Source organism: Nostoc sp. KVJ3 (genome assembly GCF_026127265.1).
In the GTDB taxonomy this organism is placed as follows: Bacteria; Cyanobacteriota; Cyanobacteriia; order Cyanobacteriales; family Nostocaceae; genus Nostoc.
The window spans coordinates 2,259,622-2,284,031 of sequence record NZ_WWFG01000001.1 but is presented as its reverse complement, the minus strand read 5'-3'; the positions used below and the strand labels follow the sequence as shown (position 1 = coordinate 2,284,031).

The 24,410-nt window shown below is 39.7% G+C and carries 25 protein-coding genes and 1 pseudogene; 12 read left to right on the top strand and 14 right to left on the bottom strand.

Translation table 11 applies throughout. From position 1 onward, the window contains the following. The first annotated feature begins 24 nt into the window (after window positions 1-24). Both GTQ43_RS09260 and GTQ43_RS09255 read left to right on the top strand, forming a co-directional pair. Window positions 25-1,050 carry a hydroxyacid dehydrogenase gene (locus GTQ43_RS09260; protein WP_265272328.1) on the top strand — a complete coding sequence of 342 codons (1,026 nt, stop codon included), beginning with the start codon at window positions 25-27 and terminating at the stop codon, window positions 1,048-1,050. A 352-nt stretch (window positions 1,051-1,402) separates the two neighbouring features. Then, entirely contained in the window at window positions 1,403-3,220 is a 1,818-nt protein-coding gene (locus GTQ43_RS09255; protein ID WP_265272327.1) for an ABC transporter ATP-binding protein/permease, read from the top strand. Between the two features lie 85 nt (window positions 3,221-3,305). Here the strand turns inward: GTQ43_RS09255 and ftsH3 are convergent, their stop codons facing one another. From ftsH3 to GTQ43_RS09235, 4 genes are all read right to left on the bottom strand, one after another. After that, a complete protein-coding gene (ftsH3, locus tag GTQ43_RS09250; protein ID WP_265272326.1) occupies window positions 3,306-5,147 on the bottom strand; it encodes an ATP-dependent zinc metalloprotease FtsH3 in 1,842 nt (613 codons plus the stop codon). 111 nt (window positions 5,148-5,258) lie between these two features. Further along, window positions 5,259-6,053 carry an aminotransferase class IV gene (locus GTQ43_RS09245; protein WP_265272325.1) on the bottom strand — a complete coding sequence of 265 codons (795 nt, stop codon included), beginning with the start codon at window positions 6,051-6,053 and terminating at the stop codon, window positions 5,259-5,261. Window positions 6,054-6,070: 17 nt separating this feature from the next. Then, on the bottom strand, window positions 6,071-6,490 hold the full coding sequence (locus GTQ43_RS09240; protein ID WP_265272324.1) for a GNAT family N-acetyltransferase: 420 nt from the start codon (window positions 6,488-6,490) through the stop codon (window positions 6,071-6,073). 87 nt (window positions 6,491-6,577) lie between these two features. Beyond that, window positions 6,578-7,363 carry a hypothetical protein gene (locus GTQ43_RS09235; RefSeq protein ID WP_265272323.1) on the bottom strand — a complete coding sequence of 262 codons (786 nt, stop codon included), beginning with the start codon at window positions 7,361-7,363 and terminating at the stop codon, window positions 6,578-6,580. Window positions 7,364-7,680: 317 nt separating this feature from the next. On the opposite strand from GTQ43_RS09235, the gene GTQ43_RS09230 reads away from it, so the two are divergent. The 3 genes from GTQ43_RS09230 to GTQ43_RS09220 all read left to right on the top strand — a co-directional run bounded on the left by GTQ43_RS09230 (window position 7,681) and on the right by GTQ43_RS09220 (window position 10,128). Continuing rightward, window positions 7,681-8,139 (top strand): hypothetical protein, encoded by a 459-nt coding sequence (locus GTQ43_RS09230; RefSeq protein ID WP_265272322.1) that lies wholly within the window; start codon window positions 7,681-7,683, stop codon window positions 8,137-8,139. Between the two features lie 139 nt (window positions 8,140-8,278). After that, window positions 8,279-9,157 (top strand): hypothetical protein, encoded by an 879-nt coding sequence (locus GTQ43_RS09225; RefSeq protein WP_265272321.1) that lies wholly within the window; start codon window positions 8,279-8,281, stop codon window positions 9,155-9,157. Further along, a complete protein-coding gene (locus GTQ43_RS09220; RefSeq protein ID WP_265272320.1) occupies window positions 9,154-10,128 on the top strand; it encodes a hypothetical protein in 975 nt (324 codons plus the stop codon). The genes GTQ43_RS09225 and GTQ43_RS09220 overlap by 4 nt, the downstream gene beginning before the upstream one ends. Before the next feature lie 578 nt (window positions 10,129-10,706). Here the strand turns inward: GTQ43_RS09220 and GTQ43_RS09215 are convergent. Together GTQ43_RS09215 and GTQ43_RS09210 are read right to left on the bottom strand one after the other, a co-directional pair. Continuing rightward, entirely contained in the window at window positions 10,707-11,924 is a 1,218-nt protein-coding gene (locus GTQ43_RS09215; RefSeq protein ID WP_265272319.1) for an acetate kinase, read from the bottom strand. A gap of 269 nt (window positions 11,925-12,193) precedes the next feature. After that, a complete protein-coding gene (locus GTQ43_RS09210; RefSeq protein WP_265272318.1) occupies window positions 12,194-12,595 on the bottom strand; it encodes a hypothetical protein in 402 nt (133 codons plus the stop codon). Between the two features lie 204 nt (window positions 12,596-12,799). Between GTQ43_RS09210 and GTQ43_RS09205 the strand changes: the two genes are divergently transcribed. Continuing rightward, window positions 12,800-13,213: a hypothetical protein gene (locus GTQ43_RS09205; protein ID WP_265272317.1), complete on the top strand. Its 414-nt coding sequence runs from the start codon at window positions 12,800-12,802 to the stop codon at window positions 13,211-13,213. On the opposite strand, the gene thrS is transcribed toward GTQ43_RS09205, so the two are convergent. Both thrS and GTQ43_RS09195 read right to left on the bottom strand, forming a co-directional pair. Further along, window positions 13,194-15,029, bottom strand: a complete 1,836-nt coding sequence (thrS, locus tag GTQ43_RS09200) for a threonine--tRNA ligase (RefSeq protein WP_265273717.1) — start codon at window positions 15,027-15,029, stop codon at window positions 13,194-13,196. The genes GTQ43_RS09205 and thrS overlap by 20 nt on opposite strands. Before the next feature lie 58 nt (window positions 15,030-15,087). Then, complete coding sequence (locus GTQ43_RS09195; protein ID WP_414859114.1) at window positions 15,088-15,405, bottom strand: zinc ribbon domain-containing protein; 318 nt, start codon at window positions 15,403-15,405, stop codon at window positions 15,088-15,090. Window positions 15,406-15,872: 467 nt separating this feature from the next. On the opposite strand from GTQ43_RS09195, the gene GTQ43_RS09190 reads away from it, so the two are divergent. After that, a complete protein-coding gene (locus GTQ43_RS09190; RefSeq protein WP_265272316.1) occupies window positions 15,873-16,190 on the top strand; it encodes a DUF2605 domain-containing protein in 318 nt (105 codons plus the stop codon). Window positions 16,191-16,489: 299 nt separating this feature from the next. Beyond that, on the top strand, window positions 16,490-16,819 hold the full coding sequence (locus tag GTQ43_RS09185) for a DUF2973 domain-containing protein (RefSeq protein ID WP_181154329.1): 330 nt from the start codon (window positions 16,490-16,492) through the stop codon (window positions 16,817-16,819). Between the two features lie 358 nt (window positions 16,820-17,177). Here the strand turns inward: GTQ43_RS09185 and arsS are convergent, their stop codons facing one another. From arsS to arsM, 3 genes are all read right to left on the bottom strand, one after another. Then, a complete protein-coding gene (arsS, locus tag GTQ43_RS09180; protein ID WP_265272315.1) occupies window positions 17,178-18,185 on the bottom strand; it encodes an arsenosugar biosynthesis radical SAM (seleno)protein ArsS in 1,008 nt (335 codons plus the stop codon). Between the two features lie 51 nt (window positions 18,186-18,236). Continuing rightward, window positions 18,237-19,196 carry an inorganic phosphate transporter gene (locus GTQ43_RS09175; protein WP_265272314.1) on the bottom strand — a complete coding sequence of 320 codons (960 nt, stop codon included), beginning with the start codon at window positions 19,194-19,196 and terminating at the stop codon, window positions 18,237-18,239. A gap of 165 nt (window positions 19,197-19,361) precedes the next feature. Further along, on the bottom strand, window positions 19,362-20,330 hold the full coding sequence (gene arsM, locus GTQ43_RS09170; RefSeq protein ID WP_265272313.1) for an arsenosugar biosynthesis arsenite methyltransferase ArsM: 969 nt from the start codon (window positions 20,328-20,330) through the stop codon (window positions 19,362-19,364). Here arsM and GTQ43_RS09165 point away from each other — a divergent pair. Then, window positions 20,329-20,475: a hypothetical protein gene (locus GTQ43_RS09165; RefSeq protein ID WP_265272312.1), complete on the top strand. Its 147-nt coding sequence runs from the start codon at window positions 20,329-20,331 to the stop codon at window positions 20,473-20,475. The genes arsM and GTQ43_RS09165 overlap by 2 nt on opposite strands. A 125-nt stretch (window positions 20,476-20,600) precedes the next feature. On the opposite strand, the pseudogene GTQ43_RS09160 reads toward GTQ43_RS09165, so the two are convergent. Next, window positions 20,601-20,993 (bottom strand): annotated as a pseudogene (locus GTQ43_RS09160) (response regulator transcription factor); the annotation flags it as partial. A gap of 192 nt (window positions 20,994-21,185) precedes the next feature. Continuing rightward, window positions 21,186-21,473 carry a Mo-dependent nitrogenase C-terminal domain-containing protein gene (locus GTQ43_RS09155; protein WP_265272311.1) on the bottom strand — a complete coding sequence of 96 codons (288 nt, stop codon included), beginning with the start codon at window positions 21,471-21,473 and terminating at the stop codon, window positions 21,186-21,188. 476 nt (window positions 21,474-21,949) lie between these two features. On the opposite strand from GTQ43_RS09155, the gene GTQ43_RS09150 reads away from it, so the two are divergent. Further along, entirely contained in the window at window positions 21,950-22,567 is a 618-nt protein-coding gene (locus GTQ43_RS09150) for a class I SAM-dependent methyltransferase (RefSeq protein WP_265272310.1), read from the top strand. Between the two features lie 83 nt (window positions 22,568-22,650). Here the strand turns inward: GTQ43_RS09150 and GTQ43_RS09145 are convergent, their stop codons facing one another. Continuing rightward, window positions 22,651-23,142: a GNAT family N-acetyltransferase gene (locus GTQ43_RS09145; protein WP_265272309.1), complete on the bottom strand. Its 492-nt coding sequence runs from the start codon at window positions 23,140-23,142 to the stop codon at window positions 22,651-22,653. A gap of 162 nt (window positions 23,143-23,304) precedes the next feature. Between GTQ43_RS09145 and GTQ43_RS09140 the strand changes: the two genes are divergently transcribed. Both GTQ43_RS09140 and GTQ43_RS09135 read left to right on the top strand, forming a co-directional pair. After that, window positions 23,305-23,505 (top strand): hypothetical protein, encoded by a 201-nt coding sequence (locus tag GTQ43_RS09140; protein ID WP_265272308.1) that lies wholly within the window; start codon window positions 23,305-23,307, stop codon window positions 23,503-23,505. A gap of 525 nt (window positions 23,506-24,030) precedes the next feature. Next, window positions 24,031-24,360 (top strand): hypothetical protein, encoded by a 330-nt coding sequence (locus tag GTQ43_RS09135; RefSeq protein ID WP_265272307.1) that lies wholly within the window; start codon window positions 24,031-24,033, stop codon window positions 24,358-24,360. Window positions 24,361-24,410 lie beyond the last annotated feature (50 nt).

Below are 24,410 nucleotides of genomic sequence, written 5' to 3'. Positions count from 1 at the left end.
ATTACTTAATCTAGGAAAAATCGTATGACAGCTATTCTACCCCAAATTTCCGTGACGAATACTAAAAATCACAAGGTTCTTTTAATTGGCAGAATGTACCATGAAACAGGTGAAAAACTCCTTGATGAATACACTAATATCAAGATTATCAAGGAACCTACACAGCATCAAATCAATGAAGCTATTCAAGATGTAGCTGGCGTATTTGTCCGTTATCCTACTAAATTAGATGCCCAAGCAATCGGATTAGCAAAAAATTTAAAAGTTATTAGTACATCGGGATTTGGAACTGATGCAATTGATATTGCTGCTGCAACAGAACGGGGGATTGTCGTTGTTAACAATCCTGGGTTATCAACAACTGCTGTCACAGAACATACGATTTGTCTGATTTTAGCTCTTGCTAAAAAGCTTACTTTTCTCAATCAGTGTGTCAAAACAGGAAACTACTTAATTCGTAATCAGGTACAACCAATTCAAGTGGAAGGAAAAACACTTGGTATTGTTGGTTTAGGAAGGATTGGTAGTGCTGTTGCTAAAAGTTGTAGTACAGCATTCCAGATGCGAGTTTTAGCATACGATCCTTACGTTCCATCTAGCAAAGCAGAAGCAGTGGGTGCAACTTTGGTACAAGATTTAGACTACCTTCTAGCTGAATCTGACTTTGTATCTTTGCACCCTGAATTAACCGATGAAACTTATGAAATGTTTGCTTTAAAAACTTTCCATAAAATGAAGCCCACTGCTTTCTTGATCAATACATCTCGTGGGAAAATAGTTCGCGAAGAAGATTTGGTTACAGCCATACATGAAAATTTGATCGCAGGTGCTGCAATAGATGTGTTTGAGCCAGAACCCCCATCTCTAAATAATCCTTTATATGATTTTGACAATGTAATTTTCTCACCTCATCTAGCTGGAGTTACACCTGAAGCTGCTATAGCTACTGCACTTTCCGCAGCTAATCAAATACTGCAAGTGCTTGAGGGGAAGAAGCCGCTTCATATTGTGAATCCAGAAGTTTTCAACAAGTTTCCATATCTCCAATGAGAATCGTGATGGTTCAGTTAAGGCTAAAACTCTGTTACCAAAGTCAGCTTTTTAACGAACCGCCAAGACGCAGAGAGAAGAAAAAGATGCTTAACTGAACTGTATTGACTTAGATGCTTCTTTTTTATTGACAACAATTTGTTTGCTGATACCAGTCATCTATCAGCAAAAAAGCTATCCTTCTGTACCGTTATTGCCAGGGACATTACCGAGATTCGCAGATAGTGATAAATTTTGTCTTGTGGCCACTTTATTCTTTAAAAGCGGCCATTTTTCCTTTATGTGACAATTTTGGTATTGATGCGCTTACTTTTAAACAACATTCTATGGCTTAATTTACATAAGGTGTAATATGCAAACTGAAGTTTTTCGCGATCAACCCTTAAAGAATACTCCTCCTCTTGTAGCTTTTACTCGATTTTGGGATAATGTCAAAGCGATCGCTGCGCCTTACTGGTATCCAACAGAATCAACGGGTAGAGTATTTTCAGAGGTGATTCGGGCATGGGGGATGCTCTTTCTCCTAATCTTATTAATTATCGGGGTTGTGGGCGTAACTGCCTTGAATAGCTTTGTCGATCGCTATTTAATCGATGTCATTATTCAAGATAAAGACCTTTCTAAGTTTTTCAGTACCTTATCCCTTTACGCCGTTGGACTGCTCTCGATCACCCTCTTGACAGGATTTACTAAATTTGTCAGAAAAAAAATCGCTCTTGATTGGTATAAATGGCTCAATAATCATATTTTAGAAAAATATTTGGGCAATCGTGCCTATTATAAAATTAACTTTAGATCGGATATTGATAACCCAGACCAACGGTTAGCCCAAGAAATCGAACCGATTGCCAGGACTGCTCTCAATTTTTCAGCTATTTTATTAGAAAAAGTCCTAGAACTGACGACTTTTTTAATAATTCTCTGGTCAATTTCTCGAATGGCCGTAGCTATTCTAATTGCTTATACATTCATAGGCAATTTGATTGCTATTTATTTAAGCCAAGAATTGAATAAAATTAATGAAGAGGAACTCGAAGCTAAAGCAGACTACAATTATTGCCTGAGTCATGTTCGGAATCACGCTGAATCAATAGCTTTTTTTCAGGGCGAAAGCCAAGAATTAAATATAATTCAGCGCCGATTTAATAATCTCCTCAAAAGTGCTGACAGCAAGATTAATTGGGAGAGAAATAAAGAAATTTTTAACAGAGGATATCGGTCTGTTATCCAAATATTTCCATTTTTAATATTCGCACCTGCATATATTCAAGGTGATATTGATTTCGGACAAGTAAATCAAGCGGTTATAGCTTGCAGTATGTTTGCTAATGGGATCGCCGCATTAATAGATGAATTTGGGACTTCTGGACGATTTTCTAATTACGTTGAGCGTTTAGCTGAGTTTTCAGATGCCTTGGAAGCTGTTACCAAACAACCAGAAAATGTTAGTACTATTAAAACAATTGAAGAAAACCGTCTGGCTTTTGAGAATGTCACCTTACAAACACCAAATTATGAGCAGGTGATTGTCAAAGATTTGTCACTGGCTGTTGAACCTGGACAGGGTTTATTGATTGTTGGGGCGAGTGGTAGAGGCAAAAGTTCTTTATTGAGAGGAATCGCTGGTTTGTGGAATTCAGGGACTGGCCGACTGGTGCGCCCCCCCCTCAAAGAAGTCTTGTTTTTGCCTCAACGTCCTTATATCATTTTGGGAACTTTGCGCGAACAGTTACTCTATCCTCAAACAAATCGTAAAATGAGTAATAGAGAACTCGAAGCAATTTTGCAACAAGTTAATCTCCAAAATGTGGTGACTGAAGTTAACAGCTTTGATGCAGATGTCCCTTGGGAGAATATATTATCGCTAGGAGAACAACAACGCCTTGCTTTTGCACGGCTGTTAGTTACCCATCCAAGCTACGTTATCTTAGATGAAGCAACGAGTGCTTTGGATTTGAAAAATGAACAAAATTTATATCAACAGTTACAACAAGCGCAAACAACGTTTATTAGTGTAGGACATCGAGAGAGTTTATTTAATTATCATCAATGGGTTCTAGAACTTTCACAAGATTCAAGTTGGCGACTTGTTTCTGTCCATGATTATCGGATTGAAAAGGCTCAAAAGGCTCAAATGGAAGTAAATAATTCTTTAAAGAATAAATCTTAAAAAATGGGGCAACTCTGCAAAATCACAGAATTGCCCCAAATTTTAAAAGTTAAGAGTTAAGAAAAACTCTTAACGACTCCTTAAATTACGCAAAGGCAGCAGTTGTTACATCGTTATTCGAGAGAATTTCTTGCAACTCTTCAGCATCTACTGTTTCTTTATCAACCAACATTTGGGCGATTTGATCTAGAATGTGGCGGTTACGCACCAACACTTCTTTAGCCCGTGTATAGGCTACATCCACAAGTTTGCGGACTTCTTCATCAATGGCGGCGGCGGTTTCTTCAGAGAAATCACGCTCTGACATGATATCCCGTCCCAGGAACATATTACCTTGCTGACGACCAAGAGCAACTGGGCCTAAGCGATCGCTCATGCCGAATCTGGTGATCATCTGACGCGCAACCCGTGCTACTTGCTGCAAGTCATTAGAAGCACCTGTGGTAACTTCTTCTTCACCAAAGATTAATTCTTCCGCAATTCGACCACCCAAAGCCACAGCCATCTGATTTTCTAGATAAGCGCGGCTGTATAAACCTGTGTCCATCCGGTCTTCGCTGGGGGTAAACCAAGTTAAACCACCTGCGCGACCACGAGGAATAATGCTAATCTTTTGTACTGGATCGTAGTCTGGCATTAAAGCACCAACTAAGGCGTGACCAGCTTCGTGATAAGCCACCAAGGTTTTGCGTTTTTCGCTCATTACCCGGTCTTTCTTCTCTGGGCCAGCTAAGACGCGATCGATCGCGTCATTGATTTCATCCATTGAAATCTCAGTCAAATTCCGGCGGGCTGCCAGAATTGCAGCTTCATTCAACAGGTTAGATAAATCTGCGCCAGTAAATCCAGGGGTACGACGGGCGATTTTATCCAAATCTACATCTTTCGCCAAGGTCTTACCACGGGCGTGAACCTTGAGGATTTCGCTGCGTCCGGCATAATCGGGACGGTCTACCACAACTTGACGGTCAAAGCGACCAGGACGCAATAGGGCTGCATCTAGAACATCAGGACGGTTGGTAGCGGCAATAATGATGATGCCAGTGTTACCTTCAAAACCATCCATTTCGGTGAGCAACTGGTTGAGGGTTTGTTCCCGCTCATCGTTACCACCACCTAAACCTGCACCCCGTTGACGACCTACTGCGTCAATTTCATCGATGAAGACGATACAAGGAGCATTGGTCTTAGCTTGTTCAAACAAATCGCGGACGCGGGATGCACCCACACCGACGAACATTTCCACAAATTCCGAACCGGAGATTGAGAAGAAGGGTACACCTGCTTCACCAGCTACGGCACGAGCTAGGAGGGTTTTACCAGTACCAGGAGGGCCAACTAACAGCACACCTTTAGGAATTTTTGCACCAACGGCGGTAAAGCGATCGGCGTTTTTCAGAAAGTCTACAACTTCGTTTAATTCCAACTTGGCTTGGTCAATACCAGCTACATCGCCAAATGTCACCTGAGTTTGTGGTTCCATTTGCACTCTCGCTTTGGATTTGCCAAAGTTCATGGCTTGGCTACCTGGGCCACTTTGAGCGCGACGGAGCAAGAAGAATAAGCCAACTAAAAGCAATACAGGGAAAAATAAGCTGCTTAGTGCCTTAAACCAAAATCCTTCGTCGGTTTGGGGCAAAACAGAAATATCAACGCCTTTAGAAGTCAGAGTATTTATCAAGTCTGGATCGTTGACTAAGGTAACAATCCGTTTAGCTGGGTCATATTTGGGTGTAACCAGTGCTGTAGAACGGTCTGCACTCAAACTAACTTTTTCTACTCTGCCTTGTTGAACTTCTTGAATAAAGCGACTGTATCGCCATGTCTCTCTGCTTTGGGGTTGTTTGTCAAAAAATGCTGTTCCCAGCGCAATGACGACAATAAACAGCAGCGCGTACAGCCCTGCATTTCTCCATCTTTTATTCACTAAGGTCTATCCTCCTGTATGTTTCGCGCCATCGCTTACCGTCTCTGCTCGGAAAGGTCATTATTAAGAATTATGTTAACTTATCTTAAGTGTAACAAAGTGGCGTAGCTATCATGCTACAAAAAGCTCCCTAATTTGCTGAAAGCTCGGATGGTAGGGATTATATTGTAGCGACCCTGAAGGCTGATTAACGGTATGAATGGGAATAATTTCGACGATACTATTAGTGTAGGCGATCGCTTCAAATCTCTCGAATAGCCCGACTGTCCAAGGTTCTTCTCGCACAGGCTGTTGGTGCTTTTGTAACCAGTTCCCAAGTTGCGATCGCAAAATTCCTGGTAAAATTCCGGCTTTTATTGGCGGTGTGTACCAACTGCGATCGCACCATCCCCAAAGGTTGCCTGTACTGGTTTCTAGCCAATTTCCTTGAGCATCAACTAATATTGCTTCTTCAGCATCTAAGCTAGTTTTTGCCAACCAAGCACTTAAATAATTTCCAGTTTTATGAGAGGGGAGAGAGCGATAAAATTCTGAGTTGGCGACGGCGCATATAATACCATTATTTTGTTTTTCTATCAAGTTATTTGGTAAGAATCTACCTGTTATCCACTCTCTTCCATCGGGAAAAAGGGTAATTCTGAGAACAGGGAAGTGGGTGAGGAGAATTTGAGCGCCTTGATGTAGACGTTTCCAGTCTGGTTGTTGCCAACCAAAAGTTTGGATTGAGAAAAGTAAGCGATCGCAGTGTGCTTGCCAATTAGTTAAACTATGATCTAGGGAATTATGATAAACCCGCAATGTTGTAAAAATAGTTGCCCCATAAAGTAAACCTGGATCGTTAATGTTTAATTCGAGGGTTTGAGAGTGAATTAATCTACCGTCATACCAAAAAATATTATTTGTCACGACTAGATTGCTGGTATCTACAACTTCATTGAAAAGTGATGACTTGTAATGCTCATGCGTTCCATGAGATAAAACCTGTGAGCGGCAAATCGCTGAACACCAGAATCAAGACTCAGGTGTTCACAGCCATGATTTTTTGCATATTCAATGAGCCATTGAAATAACTGTTTACCATAACCTTGCGATCGCTTCAACTCATCAACAACTAAATCATCAATATATAAAAACTTCCCCGAAGCTAAACATGTAGAGATGCGAAATCCAGCTACTGCAACAGCTTGCTCCTCTAGTTCCAAGAATGCAAGTTGATATCCTTCTTTCATTTGATATCGAACTTGTTCTATAAATTTAGCTTCTTCAAGGTGAGGGCGCAACTGTAAAATAATAGGAAAACACCCTAATATTTGAAAGTCAAATTTTGCTAATTGTATTGACATACTCAATGATGTGTGAAAAATATGGAACCCATTGGGGGGAGAATTCGTTACTCTACTTGCAATCAACTGTTATGAGTAATAAATAATTTAATCTTTTGGGGGGAATAGAATTTTATTAGTACCTTCAGGAGTTGTAATTACTTTTCCTCCTAAAGCTTCAATTTCCCTAATTGCTCGTTTGCGAGTTCTTTCGTTAACTTGATTATTTAAAACCATTGACCAAGTAGTGATTTGAGCATATTTACTATTAGGATTTCGACTCAGAAATTCAGCAGTTTTTTGGGAAGTATAAGCTACAAGCTGACTCTCTGGATCTGAAAATTTACCAGCCCAGTTTGCCGCCGTTGCAAAAGACTTTTGGGCAGCGTGAGCGTTCCCTAAAAACAATAACTCATCAGTTCCTTTGTAACGCCATACGTAATAAGACTTTTCGGGAACGAAGGGAGATAGTGATTTTAAGCCTTTCTCTGAAAGTGCGATCGCGCGTTCTGGCATAGCAGCATACAATGAAGTACTGATAGAAAGACTCCGATAGGCTGCTAAAAATCGTGGGTCACGTTCTAGAATAACTTCAAAATATTCTGGACTTAAACTATAACCTGTTTTATTCCTAACTTCATCATCTCCGAAGTACTGGGAAAAATTGAGATATACTAAATCTGCAATGAAATTATCATAACCAAAACTAGGCATTTTTTTGATAAAATTCAGACGGAGATTTTCTGATTTTATTTCTTTTTCTAGAGTCTCTAAGGAGGCAGATTGTTTGCTAGCTATCAGTTTTTGCAATTGGGGAAATTGAATCAAGCCAATTCCTAAAATAGATACACAAATTATAAAAGGTGTAGCAATGACTTTATGCGGCAACAACATATTAAAGATCCTTTAAGCAACTGCTAGCAGTGAATGAGTCTATTTTTACCTCAAGAGAAGACGAAAACAAGTAGATTCTCTAAACAAATTAAGGTGTAGTATTATACTAAAAATGTCTGATAAAACACAGACGTTTTACGTCTCTTTCTTTGCATTGTCTAGTAAATAATTTTCTTTTCTGAGATGAAATTAACACAGTTATTGAATTATTAAGTTACTTTGATATTACTTAGTTTTGTTAACCAATAACAGTAAAATTTACAACATGACTTAGAATAAGTTTTGTTCGCAATTAAACCTTTCATTTCCTGAATTTTATGCTAGATACTGTAGTTACGAACAATTTGGAAAATAATAGTCTATCGATTCAGACAAAAGATAGTGATTTTAAAACAATAGTTACTAATCTTAATGCTGATAAAAAAGGATTAGGTGTTGACGAAATTATTGATGCTATCAAAACAGTAATAGTTGAAACCATTGATTTAAAAATCACTACTTGGGTAGCAGAGTCATCTCAACAGCCACAAAATGAGATAGAAGCTCCCAAACCAGGCAATCGAATATATACCCGAATTAATCTTGTTAGTGGTGATATCCAAAATGAAATCGGCAGTCAGTTTACTGATAGTGGGGCATATAAAGAAATTCGGGAATTTCATTTGACTCAAATTAGAGACGGTCGAGAGATTATTCACAAGAATATAGAAAGTGTGGAAAAGTTATATAGATTTTTTATGGAAATCGCAAAAAATCGCAAAAAATCAGAACTTTAAGCATTCTTTGTTAGCTACAAATTTGAACTAAAGTACCTACAGGAACCGAGCCAAATCGTTAGGTTTATTTGTTTGTTTGTATCTAGCTATCAATACAACGCTACAGCCAAATTAGTCAGAACTGTGAGAGGGTGACACTATGTCTAATCAAACTCAAATTAAAGACCAAAATAGTATTCAGACTCGAAACCGGAATGCTGCTCAACCTCAAGATATTGAAAACCAAGCTAGAAGGTTATTAAACAATTTAGTATCTTCTGTACAGACATTAGTTTCTGACATCACGGCATTAGAAGTTAATACGATGGTTGTAGATAGGATTAATGCTTCAAAGTTTAATGCTTGGGAGGCATATCAAGAAATTTATTCTATACACGATCCAGACTACTTTAAGGCAAAAGGAATTCCAGACGAAGGTTCTCAAGCTCAAGAACTGCGTAAGCGTTATAAAAGTCTATTTGACCAACTTGAAAGAGAATATTTTTACCTTATTCTTGAAGAGGGTTCAGACTTTTATAATCCACATGATGATAGAGTAAAACGATATCGTCAGAGGCTTGAATACGCAAAACAACATCAAGCAAATCTAGTTGAAGCTGATGAAGAAAATGTGAAACTAGCTGAACCAATACTACCCGCTCCAACTCCCGTTCTTGATGACAAAGATGGAAACAATCAAGAAGATTGGATTGATAATTTTAAAGAAATTCAAAGACTTTTAAATAATGATAAATTTGTTCGTACCTTACGGAAAATGTATGAACTGAAAGCTGCACTTGATAGTAGTAATGTTAAAAGTACCAAAATTGATATTATTTATGCTCAAACTGTCATGCAGATAGACGGAGATATTATCACTCGTTACCATAAGGATCTTTTTAATTTACCTGAAGAAGCTAAAAATTTAATTATTAGTACACATCATGAAGGAGTGGTTTCTGGAGAAAAGCAGTGGCGGGGAACATTTACTTTTTTGATTAGCTTGGTACAGAGTATTGCAAATTTATCTCGATCATGAACGCCAATATAACAAAAACAGACAACCAAGCTGATGTTGCCCTCTCTCTATTTCTCCAAGTTCCTGAAGGCGATCGCTTTGAACTTAAGGTTGAGCGATCGCAGTGTAGTTTTTACCTAAATAATACAGTTGTAGAACAGATTCAGCAAGCACAAAAATCTGGTGTTTCTCTCTACATTCCACCTAAATTGATAATTCCTCTAGGGTATTATGCCTTTTTCGGTAATAATGTTGTGTTCGGAAAGAAAAAAGAAATTACTGAAAAAGAAGTTAGTAATTTTTTTTACGTTACTGTCATAGTCAATATTATAAAATCTTTTCTAAGCAAAACCGCACGGGGTAAAGCAAGTTTACAGTCTGGACTCACCTTTAATTCTTACTATGAGCAAGCTGAATCAGCTTCCTATGCTTATAAAGAGAAAGACATCATTTTGCAAAGTACAGTCCTGATTCATGGTGATGTATTCCATAAAATCAAGTTGGATTTTATGCAAAATTCCAACTGTTCAACATTTGTCTCTGCTCATTATTGGCTAACTGAACAAATACTAAATTGCTTTCGGACTAAATTAAATCTGCTAGTTTGGGAAGTAGCTTCACTGTTTCCGGCTGGTTTTGTAGCCTACAATTTATATCCAGCAAATGGAATACTATCAATATTTGCTTTCATCGGCTTCACTATATTATTTGCAACTACTCGCTATGTACTTGTCAACCAACTGCAAAGACGTACTTCCATCAACTCTAAATTTATAAATTGGTTTGTATGGACACTGATTTGTCTTATTCCTAGCGTTGTTTTTGGTGCTATTAGTAGCTTTAGTGACGTTAAATCCTTATTATTGCCATTTTCATCACTTATCGCCCCAAAACTTGCAGGGTACATTTTAAATTTTATTAGACCAAGAATTTGGAAAATTATTTTTACGTTGGTTTCTGTCGTTACGAGTATTTATAAACTTTTTAGGTAATACCAATTTAATGTAAAGTTGCACATATCTTGATCCCCTAAATCCACGCCACGTGCTTCAAGTCGGGAAACCCGCCCAACGCAGTGGCTCCCCTTAAAAAGGGGGACTTTGATAGATGTTTTTCCGGTTCCCTCCTTATTAAGCTACGGTGTATACACAAGTCGAATTACCCCCTTAATCCCCCCTTGTAAAGGGGGGAAAACGGAAAATCTTGTTCCCTCCCCTTTATAAGGGGAGGGTTAGGGTGGGGTAATTCGAGAACTTGTAGTGATTCGATAACTTGTGTATACACGGTAGCCTTATTAAGGGGGGATCGAATTCTATGCAGCTTCATAAAAAATTGGTATAAGAGTGTTCCTAATACTGTTCAATTAAGGCAAGAGACGCGATGAATCGCTCTACAATAATCATTTTTTCGTCTTGACGGCGATTTATCGAGTCTTTACGCTCTAGAATTTCCATCAAAAACCTTAACCGAACTGTATTGAGAGTGTTCCAAAAAATAAATGATCCAAAACCCGTCATTGCGAGCGAAGCAATGACAATTGGGCATTTTTTTACTTGGAGTATTCTAAATTCTATTTTTGCAAAAGTTGCCAACACTGTTGAGCGATCGCCCAATCTTCTTGAGTATGAATAACTAATACCCGTACTGCTGAGTCCGTTGTAGCAATATCTTCATCAACAGGCTGTTGTTGATTTTTTTCAAGATCGAGTTTCAGTCCCAAAAAGCCAAAGACTTCACAGGCGGCTTGACGAATTTGGGCAGAGTGTTCACCCACTCCGGCTGTGAACACCAAAGCATCTAATCCGCCTAAACTGGTAAGCATTGCACCGATATCAGAACGTAGGCGATGCACGTAGATATCCCACGCCAATTGAGCGCGAGAATTACCTTGAGCGATCGCTTCTCTCACCTCACGCATATCGCTAGATACACCCGAAATTCCCTTTAATCCAGAGGCTTTATTTAAGATATCGTCCAACTTTTCGACAGAATAATCGCAGTACCGCAACAGATAAATCAGAATCCCCGGATCAATTGAACCAGAACGACTACCCATCATCAATCCTTCTAGGGGTGTGAATCCCATTGTGGTATCAATACTGCGGCCGTTTTTAATTGCTGCTAAAGAGCAACCATTGCCTAGATGACAGCTAATTAAGCGCTCAGGTGGAACATCTTGACTGAGAATTTGGGCAGCACGTTGAGAACAGTATTGGTGACTGATACCATGAAATCCGTAGCGACGGATACCTTGCTCTACCCACTGATATGGGCCGGGATAGATTGCTGCTGCATCCGGGAGAGTGGCATGAAATCCAGTATCAAAAACTGCTACTTGGGTGACATCTTTTGAGATTTCTTCAATTGCTTCTATGCCTTCCACAGCAACTGGATTATGGGCTGGAGCGAGGTTAGATAGATGTGCGATCGCCTTTTTGACATCCTCTGTAATTACCGTAGGATCTCGATAATCTTGTCCACCATGTACTATTCGATGCCCTGCCAGATCGATATCTGATAATTGATCGATTACCTTGGTAGCACCATCGCTAAGTGTATGAAGCATATAGGTGAGGTGTGCCTGTGGAGAATCACCAGAGATTGATTCTTGCAGTGTTGCACCAGTAGCAGTTTTAACCTCAATTTCTGCCACCTCCCGATCTTGAGTCCAGTTTATTTTCCCTTCCCAAAGGGGTTGGGCTGCTTGGGTGGAGAAAACATCATCTGCAATTTCATACAGACAACTCTTTTGGGTACTCGATCCAGCATTCAGCACCAATATCTTCATAGGGACAACATCAAAACATGACCTTATTTGATCGTGCCACTAAATGTAGCCTCATGCTTCTAGGTAAAAAAGAAATATTTGACATATCAATCATGACTTTTCAAACATCCTCTAAGTAGTCATGCAAAATTAAATATACATTGTCATTGCGAGCGTAATGAAATGAAGCGAAGCAATCCCAAAGCTTTGGGATTGCTTCGCTTCTCTACAGTCGCTACCGCAAATGCTTCATTCGCAATGACGTTGTGTAATTAATTCTGTGCAACTACTTAACCACGTCCCCAGTCGCGATCGCGTTCATAGCGAAAACGAATGTTGCGAAGGTTATTATCGCGGTTATATTGGCGATTGTTATCGCGATTATATTGGCGATTATTATCGCGGTTATATTGGCGATTGTTATCGCGGTTATATTGGCGATTGTTATCACGGTCATAGCGGCGATGATTATCGCGGTCATAACGGCGATCGTCGTTGTGGCGGTCATAATCACCATTTCTGTCGTGACGATTATGACGTTCGTAGTTACCATCATTGTTGTGTTCATAGCCGTAGCTATCAAACTCAGCAAGATAAGACGCTGGTGTATTAGCCCCAGCTTTTGGAGAAATAGCTAAAGCTGATGCAGATGCTATCAAGCCAGCCAGCAAAATAGAGGTAAAGCGGTTCATAATGTTAGTCAAAAATTATTGACATTAATTGATGCAAGTCCAGTCTGTTTAGGAAGAGCAGATTCCACAAGTCTTTAAATCTATGCTATCAGTCTTGAATAAATCAGAAAGTTTTCTTGGGTGCGGTGATTGAGAAAACTTTTGTTGCCTGTGATACTTTCTGACTTTCCAAATCTCATGAAAAGTTAAAATTAAAATGAGTATTTGAACTGGATAAATCCACCTTTTATCTCCGTTAACGAGTATTTGAACTGGATGAATCCACCTTTTATCTCCGTTAACGAGTATTTGAACTGGATGAATCCACCTTTTATCTCCGTTAACGAGTATTTGAACTGGATGAATCCACCTTTTATCTCCGTTAACGAGTCTTTGAACTGGATGAATCCACCTTTTATCTCCGTTAACGAGTATTTGAACTGGATGAATCCACCTTTTATCTCCGTTAACGAGTATTTGAACTGGATGAATCCACCTTTTATCTCCGTTAACAAGTCTTGGATAATTAAATACGTTACGATCGCACCTTCCCAAAACCTACCAGATAACCAAAACGCACACCAATATATAATTAGTGTGCGTCTGCGGTTAGAAGATTTTAGAAATTCTCGAACTTAGCGATCGCATCCTTCATCTTATCCAGCACCTCATCGACAGCTATAACTCCCAATTCTCCAGAAGCGCGGGTACGGATACTCAAGGTGTTGGTTTCCACTTCCTTAGCTCCCACCACAGCCATCACGGGTATTTTTTCTTTCTCTGCATTGCGAATTTGTTTACCCAAGCGATCGCCACTGGTATCAACTTCTGCACGGATGCCCAACGCTCTCATCTTCGCTACCACATCTTTCGCAAAGTCTAGCTGTGTATCACCCACTGGCAGTAATCTAGCTTGCACTGGTGCTAACCACAAAGGGAAATCACCTGCATATTCTTCAATTAAGATCCCAATTAGCCGTTCCAGCGAACCAAAAGGCGCACGGTGAATCATCACTGGACGTTTGCGAACCCCATCTTCAGCGACGTATTCCAACTCAAAGCGTTCAGGTAAATTGTAATCCACCTGCACAGTTCCTAATTGCCATTCCCGATCTAGGGCATCACTAAAGATAAAGTCAAGTTTGGGGCCATAAAAAGCCGCTTCTCCAATCCCTTCAAAGTGTTCCATCCCCAAAGTTTCAACTGCACGGCGAATTGCACCTTCGGCTTTGTCCCAAACTTCATCTGAACCGATGTACTTATCACTAGCAGGATCGCGGAAACTGAGTCTAGCTTTAAAGTTCTTCAGTTGCAGACTATTAAACACCGACAAAATCAAATCCACTACACTGAGGAATTCGCTATCTAGCTGTTCTGGGGTGACGAACAGGTGAGAATCATCCACAGTAAAACCGCGCACCCGCGTTAAACCGCCCAATTCGCCTGATTGTTCGTAACGGTAAACAGTACCAAATTCCGCTAGTCGCATCGGTAGTTCCCGATAAGAGCGTAACTCACTCTTATATATTTGGATATGGAAAGGGCAGTTCATCGGCTTCATCACGAAGCCCTGTTCCTGTGCAGCAGCTTCTTGATCGTCTGCCATTAAAGGGAACATATCTTCTTTATATTTCTGCCAATGTCCAGAGGTTTTAAATAAATCTACTCTGGCAATGTGAGGTGTTACTACAGATAAATAACCCCGTTTTACCTGTTCTTGCTTGAGGAAGTCTTCTAAAGTACTCCGCAACAGAGTACCCTTTGGTGTCCACAAAGGTAAACCCGGCCCCACTAGATCGGAAAATATAAATAATCCCAGTTCCTTCCCAAGTTTCCGGTGATCTCGTCGTAGCGCTTCTTCTTTGCGCCGCTTATATTCAGCCAGTTGTTCTGGACTTTCCCAAGCGGTGGCGTAGATGCGTTGTAATTGGGCTTTAGTTTCATCCCCACGCCAATAAGCACCCGCAACACTTTCTAATTCAATTGCTTTCGGGTTTAATTCGCTGATATTTTCCAGATGAGGCCCCGCACACAAATCCCACCATTCATTCCCCAGGTGGTAAATCGTAATTGGTTCGTTTTTGATATCTGCCAGAATTTCTAGCTTATAAGGTTCCTTAATTTCCTCAATGCGGCGTGCGGCTTCTTCTCGGCTGACTTCTTCCCGAATTACTGGCAATTTGCGATTGATAATCTTCACCATCTCTTTCTTGATGGCTTTGAGATCGTTTTCGCTAAATGGTTCTGGACTGTCGAAGTCGTAGTAAAAACCGTTTTCAATCCAAGGGCCGATTGTAACTTGCGCCTTGGGAAACAGCTTTTGTACCGCCATTGCCATTACATGGGAAGCTGTGTGGCGAATCTTTTTTAAGTTCTCCGATTCGCTGGTACGCGGTAAATAGATTTTTTCAACTTGTTCTGACTGTTGTGACTGATTTGATGAATTTGGCGACATTGGCTGCTGAACCGTTGGCGAGGTGATTACAAAAGGTGATTTATCTGAATCTGTAGGCTTAGTGACATACTCCCGACGCTGATGCTGAGGCATAGAGCGCGGGCTTCTCAGTGACCCCTGGTATTCCATCGGGCGTAGCCTGAGCTTTATTGACGGAATGCCCTACCGCCAAATATTTAATGTTGATTGCTGCATTGTGGTCACGATCTAACGTCAGTCCACATTCATGACAAACATGAAGCCTGTAGTTGTATTGACGACGTGCAAGTTCAAGCCACTGATCAATCGTGGTTTGCTGCATTGTGGTCAACCTTAATCGGTACTGGTAAGCGGTTCTCATGTTGCTTTTTTCAGCTTTATCTTCCAACTCCCGAATTAGTTTCTCGCCAGGGATAATTTTAATCAGTTAGCTGAGTGGTAAATTTATGATTCCAGGCGTAGGTGTAGCCCGTCGTAGACATCGCTAAGTTATCTGACAAATTGCAACTCGGTGTCAACTACCTCCCATCAATATATATAGATACTTATTAAGAGTACTCCAAGTAAAAAATGCCCAATTGTCATTGCGAGCGTTCGCGAAGCGTCTCGTAGAGAAGCAAAGCAATCCCAAGGGCTGCGATTGCTTCGCTTTGCTCGCAACAACGGGTTTTGGATCATTTCTTTTTTGGAACACTCTAAAGGAACTGTACAAACCAGATAGCAAGACTATATAATAAATTCTGTGTTATTTGTTACATTCTGTTACGTTTTTCAAAAAAATTAGATAATAATAAATAAAAATAATGTTAAGAAACGTAAATAACGTTAATATTAGTAAGAAAGTTGGAAATATCCTTCTCATTTATGTCAGACTCAAATTTACCAGGGACTGAGTTGCTGAAAACGGTTTTAGAACCCCTACTGGAAGATTTTCAGCATTGGTTTGTGCGATCGCGCCATTTACTCGAAACTGAGCAGCTATCATTTATGAGTGACCAAGAGCAATCTGACTTGCTCTTACGTGTTAAGCAAGCCCAAGACGAACTAAGTACCGCAAGGATGCTGTTTACTGCTACTGATAAACAAGTCGGGATTGATATGGCAACATTAATGCCTTGGCATCAATTAGTGACAGAGTGTTGGAATGTCGCAATGCGCTTTCGTCAAGGGCGTGAAGCTTAAGTAGATGGGAGCATCTGTTAAATTTCCGCAGACTATTTAGCAATGTTTAACGACAAGACGCTAAATCAGTCATTAAAGAGATAGTACAAAAAGCTTAACAATTTCTTAACATTATTTAGATTAACAAAATAATGTATCCTATGTTACCGTAAGTGGAATAACGGTTGACAAATAGCTCCATATAAATGTAAGCGCATAAAAGTGCGTCAAATAGTCGTCTCAACTGTGAGTCACAGGATAGGCGAAACAAAGCGTTACAAAATAAAGTTTTAAAAATTGCTGTTCTGGAGGAAAATCCAATGTTACACCTGCTTTACATTCTTGCTTTTACAATCCTTGCATTTATGGCTGTTGGCAACTTAATTCGTAACCTGATTATGTTCAGTTTTGATCGGGAGCGAACTTACCCGACAAATTCTTCGCCAATGAATAATCAAGGTAACTATGGTTATTATTCATCGAAGAAACGGTTTGTACCCCATCCAGAGTTATTAGATAGCGCAGGTAACTTAATTAAAGAGCCGCTTTTGGTAATGCGTTCGATTAACGTTGAAGATGCGCGTCAACATCTCGATGCACTTTACGAAGCATCCCCAGGACGTAAGAGTGAAAATTCAGAAGAAGCATGAAGAGAGACGCGATTAATCGCGTCTACAGGAGGTAGGGTGTAAATTATTGTTGTTTTTACATCCTGCTTTTAGGAGATATTTATTAATATCCTTGAATTTAATGCGATCGCGCCGTTAATCTGAGAAATAAATATTTTTATCCACTTAGCACAGGTTAAATTTGCCATCAGCGACAAATAAGCATTGGCTCCAATCTAGCTTAAAAGGGAAAAAGCCGTAAAACGTTATGTTTCACGGCTTTCAGTATACTGTAAGGAGCTTAACTAAATATCATCATAAAGTAATAGCCCAATAACAACGCACTCGTAACAATTTTTGTAACAGACTTTTTTAGCGATGACACTCTCAGGTATTTAGTTTAGATTAAAGCACCACCACAACTAGAACCACATCCAGCAGTACAGCCATAGCAATAAGCAGCAGTTTGGATATCACTAATCAAGTCTAATCTGCCAGCTTCCAGCAACTTGCTAACTTTTAGAGTTTCACCATTGTGAGTTTTTGCAGGTAAATTCATCATCTGGTTAAAGTCACAATCATATACATTGCCCAGATAGTCAATTGAAAGTTCATCGCGACACATTAAATGTTCAACTGTGTTGACATTGAAATGCGCCTCTAAAAACTGTAGATAGCTAGTATAGAGTTTCCTCCGTTCTAAATGCATTTTGGTTCTACCAACTGGTAGATTGGTAATAGTGAAGAGGTTATTAAATGCAATATCAAAATGTTCTTGTAAGAACATTTTATAATCTCGTTCTAGGTTAGTCTGTTCGGGAGCTAAGGAAAATTTTTCACCTGTGGGTAACTGTGGATTAAATATCAAATCCAAAATTAGATTTGGTTCTTTACCGTAGCCGACTTTGTTCAGCCACTGCAAAGCTTTGACCGAACTATCAAAAACACCAGCACCGCGCATTTTATCAACATTATCTGCTAAATAGCATGGTAAAGAAGCCACAACTCTTACTTGGTGTTTCGCAAAGTATTCGGGTAAATCACCAAATCCATCTTCAAAATAAATAGTCAAGTTAGATCGGACAATTACCTGCTTACCATTTATCCTTGCTGCTTCTACCAGTGGCTTAAAACCATAATTAATTTCGGGTGCGCCACCTGTTAAATCCACAATTTTAATTTCGGGGAATCTGTAAATTAGTGAAACTAATTCTTCGCAAATCTCAGGAGAAAGTTCTTCTGTCCGTTTTGGGCTAGCTTCGACATGACAGTGTGTACAGGAAAGGTTGCAACGTTTCCCTAGATTAATTTGTAAAACAGTAATTCCCTTTTTTTCTAAAGGGAAGTTAATTTTTTGATTAAATGGTGTAACTGCTGTATCTAGTGAAGATTTGGATTGAATCTGCATGAATTACTACTCCTTAAACATGGCATAAATATATGGAATTATGAAATTAATCTAACCTTGCAATAATCTGTAAATTATTCCACTAATAATTGCAGCAGTAGGTAAAGTTAAAATCCATGATAATAGTATCTGATAAAAAACACGTATACTAGCTTTTTTACCAATCAACCCTACGCCAAAAATAGAACCAACTGAAACATAGGTGGTAGAAACGGGAAGCCCAAACCGACTAGCTACAATTATTAAAACTCCAGTTACTATATTTGCCGATAAACCTTGATGACGATTCATAGAAGTTATGTTTTCACTCATGGTTACAGCCACTTTTTGGGAATTGAGTAACCCGCCAAGTGCCATTGCCATAGCAATCGTGATCATTCCTCCCTGAATTGAGAAATACTCAATAATTAAAATGATTGAGCAAATCTTAGGAGTATCATTTAATCCTCTTGTAAAACAGATAATCCCAGCGCTGATAAAATGGCAAGTATCAATCATTTTCTGATTGACTGGCAGGTTCCATTTAGAATTGATATAGCCAGATAAGCTGTAAATTCCCGCTCCCAAGGGAATCGCAATAATTGGACTGAGTAAAAGAGGTAAAATAAAGGAAGTTCCCAAAACTGCAAAATTAACTTGGAGTCCGATCGCAACTAATGCAGCACCAACAATCGCACCAGTTAAACTGTGAGTTGTGGAAATGGGAAATCCCATAAGGGTAGCTATGAGTACAGTTAAACCAGCAGCGATCGCAACTGCTATATGAAACTCTGGTGCATTAGCGATCGCATCTGGTAATAATCCTTTTCCAGAGAAGTTTTTAATTAGTGTGCTTGCCAAAAAAGTTGCAGTTACTGCACCAGCAAAAGTTGTAAAAGTTGCCCACAAAATTGCTGTTTGATAGCTGCTAGTTCGGCTGCCAAACAAGGTTGCTACCCCTTTAAAATTGTCATTTGCACCATTGGAGTATGCTAAAAAAAGTGTAGCGATAAATAGACTAATTAACAACATTTTGGGGCTGATAAAGAAGAAGTCATAATCCAGAACTCAGAATGGATATAATTAGTGAAATATTCAAATTGTGCATTTATTTCCTAGTCGCACAGAATTATTCTGAATTCTAACCGGAGGCGGAGCATCTCCGGCCCCGCTCCTGATACCTGAATTATTAATAAATTAACAACAACCACCACCGCTATAGTGCCAAGTTGAATTGGTAACAATTATTTCTGCTGGATTGATAGCTGCAAGTTTAGCAGCAGTTTTATCGCACACTGCGGCAGGGATGCCTCGCTGAAGTATATGACCTGCTGAATCATCGAAGAAGGGTTTTAATCCAGCATAGATTGCAGTTTTTCCAGTGAAGATACAAGCTCCATCTTGTGGAATCGGAACTTTAAATGAGACTGAATCTAGACTTTCTAAAAGTAAGTTTTCTTCCAGATTATAAGTTTGAAAATCTAGTAGACGATAAGGACGACGGGCACGAATTTCAACTTGGCCAAACCCAGCGTTTGTAATCCGTTCAGTATATTGTTGATACGTGAGTGCGCCTGATAAACACATAGCTCTCAATCGTTCATCTTGTTGAAGATGTGGTGGAATTGGACTAAGAGCAATTGGATCGCTCATCTGTAAACGTCCACCTGGTTTTAATACCCGATAGGCTTCTTGTAAAGCACGGCTTAAATCTTCTGGTTCAAAGATATTGAAAAGGCAATTTTGCGCCACGATATCGACGGTAGCATCAGCAACGGGTAAATTAAAAGCATCGCCTTCACGGATTTCTACAAAGCTGGAGTCAAACCAGGAGTTTTCTTGAGCAGCCCTTTCCAAATTCCGTGTAGCTGCTTCCCGCATGGCTGCAACTGGTTCAACAGCAATTACAGCACCTCCATAGCGGGAAAAATAAGCAAATTGTAACGCTTCTAAACCACCACCTACACCAACATATAGCACAGTGGGTTGCTTTCCTAGTTCGGTGGGATGAACAGTGGTGCCACAACCATAGTTCATTTCCTGCATTGCCAAAGGAATTTTTAATCCTGGTAGTTGTAGGGGTGTACTTTGCACACAACAAAGTCCAACTTGCGGGGTTTCAGCAACTTCGCGGTAGAATTGCGCTACTGTTTCTAGATAGGTCATGGAATTTTGGATTTTAGACGATCGCGGCTTTGTGCATCCTAGTATTATTAACCCTGAGTTGGATGAGTTTTTGCTGAGATTGCCAAAAATCCCAAATCTTCATCTGATAAGTAGTTTTGAGGCATCCGCGTTAGTCGAAATTTAACACTGGCGACGGGGAGTAGGGAGTAGGGGGAGATGAGGGAGAAGAATTAATAACCAATGCCTAATGCCCAATGCCCAACGATCTCGCTACACTTGGCGCTGACGACGATTTAAACTTAGGTCTTAAAATTCTAAAACATCTGCGGCATCTGCTTGCCGACTTCTTCGCAGATGAGCGCCAACTCTCGCTAATAATTCATCATTACTGAAGGGTTTAACGAGGTAATCATCAGCACCAGCATCTAAGCCTACAATGCGATCGCTAAATTCATCTTTGACGGTTAATAAAATTATCGGCACTTTATCGCCAATACTTCGCAGGTGGCGGCAAATTTCTAACCCCGATAAACCTGGCAACATCCAGTCTAAAATTACTAAATCTAGATGTAACTCACGCGCTGCGATGAGTGCAGTTAATCCATCGTAGGCAATACTGACTTGATAGCCTTCATAATTCAATTCTAATTCGACAAATCGCGCCAGTTTGACTTCATCTTCAACCAGTAAGATGTGCGTCATGATGATGTTCGTGATTTAAGCAAGGTACGGTAAGCAAAAATACTGTCTAAAAACACTTTAGCGAGATGTCAGCTACTTAATAGCCAAACATCTAATTAGGTGTACGTTAGCTTAGTATAAACCTGAGTAAGTAACAACCGTAAGTTTGCAATTACATATAGCTACTCGATCAAAAACCAATCCGACTAGCTATTAGCAATAAGCAGTCACATCTTCACCGCATTCATCGGCAAGATAACAGAGGGCTTTAAAACGCAAACCAACCACTTCCTCGTATAGTGGATTTAATTTACACATCGGAGGAATGTGCAACAGCTTCCGACCAAACACTATGATGTCTTGCTCAAAAGGACACTGAGCAGGAATAGCTTTGCAGAGAAAATGAGCCAATTTGGAGTTATGAATTTCTCTCGTTTCCAACCACTCACGGACTGGGTGCAGTAGCTCATTGTGTAATTGGGTTTGAATAAAGCTTTTCATAATTTTTCACCTTGATAATTTGAAACTAGATTGAATTTGCTATATTTGAACCTCTATAAATAAATACACTTAGGTTCTATAGTTTTATGCACTGATTGTTCATTCCTTGGTTCTCTCCAGAGATAGAATGAGTCTCTAGGTACACTATTAACTACACATTCAAGTGCTATGGTTCCCGATGGTTTATCAAAGAGAACATATCTTTTGTGCCAAACTGCATTTTAGTTGGGGAGGCAGTACGTCGGCTTTGCTGACTTGTAGCCTTGTAACCAAGCTATGCACAGCGAGCGTCTCCGACAAGAGAAGCAATTAGCGTTGTGTTACGCCGTAGACTAACGCACAGATTATCTTAACTAACCCTAGAAAAGACCAATATTACAAGCAATTCAGAACCGCTATAGTTAACTTGTGTTGTTAACCAACTCTTGGAGGCGCAGCTAAAAAAGCATCAAGCTTTAAGAAAACTGCGAAAACTAATGACTGATAACTTTTTCAGTAACAAAAAGCTCCTTTTTGACCTATGGGCATCAAGTTACGACTGGCTCTTTCCTTCAGTGTTTTATCGAGCCGTTCACAAACGGTTGTTGGAGTCAGTCGATTTGCCAGAACAAGCAAACGTACTTGATATCGGCTGTGGCACTGGACGCTTACTTGAGCGCCTTGCTACTCAGTTTCCCGACCTGCAAGGCACTGGATTGGATTTATCTGCTAATATGTTGCGCGTAGCAAGACAGAGCAACCGTCACCGTCCACGTTTAATTTATATTGAGGGCAAAGCTGAGTCTCTTCCCTTTGCCGATGGTCAATTTGACGCTGTTTTTAGCACTATCAGCTTCTTACACTATTTGGAACCGAAACAAGTGGTGAGTGAAATAGCACGGGTACTTTCTCCCGGTGGACGTTTCTACTTGGTTGACATTACCTGCAAACAAGATTCAAAACCTCAATTATTGCCAGTTTCCCCACGTGGAATTACACTTTACAGCCCTAATCAACGTCAACTTCTTGGCTCCTCTGTTGGGTTATTGTGTTTGAATCACCACTATTTATTAGGGCCAGTATTGCTAACAATTTTTACTAAACCTCCAATTTGAAAACACGAGAATAGAAAATGGAGAAGAGAAAAAGATTGCAAACTGTTTGCATAAAGCCTTGTTCTAGGTATCTTAATTACGAATTACGAATTAGCTCGATATTCCATGAACACTACAGGAACTCTGAGCAATCTTTTAGCTAATTGTGAAAATCTAAATTTCCCCTTGAGCGTAGACAAGCCTCCTGTTTTAGGAAATTCTGGTAAGTCTTCAAAAGATATTGGCACAAAGTCAAAACGACTGTAAAACTGTGCTAATCCTTCACCTAAACATTCAAGATAAAGCGGTTGTGTTGCTGTATTAATCAAATGTTGTATTAGGAAAGTACCCAAACCACGACCTCTCCAAGTTGATGTAACGACCAAACTACCAAGTTCTTGTGCCCCTGAAAAATTACGTAGCTGTCCGCAAGCTACGAGATTTGCATCATATTCAACTACCCAAAATTGTTGCCATTTTAATTGACTTGGGTCGAGTTTCGCTGAGAATATCAGCAATCGAATCGACCATTTATCCGCAGAGGTTGCTTTGCGAAGAATACATCCAGATGGTAACGATAGATTGCTTTGGTTCATGAATTACACCTTGATAGATGGATTGTTGTCAGCATACATGAGTAGTAGTGAACAATACTTACGATAGAGGGGCGCATCCGCAATAACTAGATTTTGGATAGATACATTCACACCGCTAATTTTTTAAGATAATCCCAAGAATAAATGATTAGGAATGTAGTCATGGCTGAACAACAAAAACAAAAATCTAATAATCAAGAAAGTACACCTACTGCTTCTGGTGGTTATCAAACCCCCATCGATGAAAATATCCGTAAAACTGGCGATGCTGAAAAGAGTGATGCTAAACCCACCGCTACCCCAGAAGCACCAGGAGAGGATTCTGTAGCAGGTAGCCCCAACCAGGGAACTGAGTCACGTTAATTGATTTGACTTTTCCAAAGTTCCAATAATCTAATTGGGTTTTTTCTAGTAACCCGCATTTAGTAAAATTTGAGTGGATAGTTGTGGTTCATATCACAATTATCCACTTATTTTTTTACTCTGTTCTAAGTATAATATCTGGCCTTTGTCAGCACAGTGTTAAGGAAAAATCACCAATCTCTGAATAAATCTGCTCAACTTCACGATTCTTAATCATGCCGGCTTCCTTTTGTGGCTGACAGAAGTCACACAATCCAATAGGCTGATCTTAGAGGATGTTTTAAAAGTCCTCTGGTCGGTAGCAAAAAGTTTTAGATCCCCCTAAATCCACGCCACGTGCTTCAAGTCGGGGAACCCGCCCAACGCAGTGGCTCCCCTTAAAAAGGGGGACTTTGATTCTTCCCCCTTAAAAAAGGGGGTTAGGGGGGGTCAACAAGTGCCTAAAATTACAGCCAACCACTTTTAAAACATCCTCTTAAAGTGGTAATTTTTCACTTAGTTGTCATATAACTACCCATACAAAAAATGCCTCTTAAAATCGTTCAGAACTTTGACGGTAGTTTCACCTTAGAAGCACAAGCTCAAGAAACTTTATTTAATTTATTGACAAGCAATGCTTTCTTGAACCAAATTCGTCAACAATTGCAGTGTGAACAAGTTAAATTTACAGAATTACTTTTTCAACCAGTTCCTTACAGCTTAACTACAACTAAAGGAATGCCCGCAGAATTTGAAAAGTATCATGAATCGGAGGAATATGCCATTATCAACGTCCCACCAAATTTTATGTTTAGTGCTAAGATTTTTAAACCTAGTCGCCTTTGTGCAATTTACCAGAAATTTGGTAATCTTTAAAAGAGAATTTTTCCTTAATTAGCAATTCTCAATTCTGGTAGTAAGTTTAA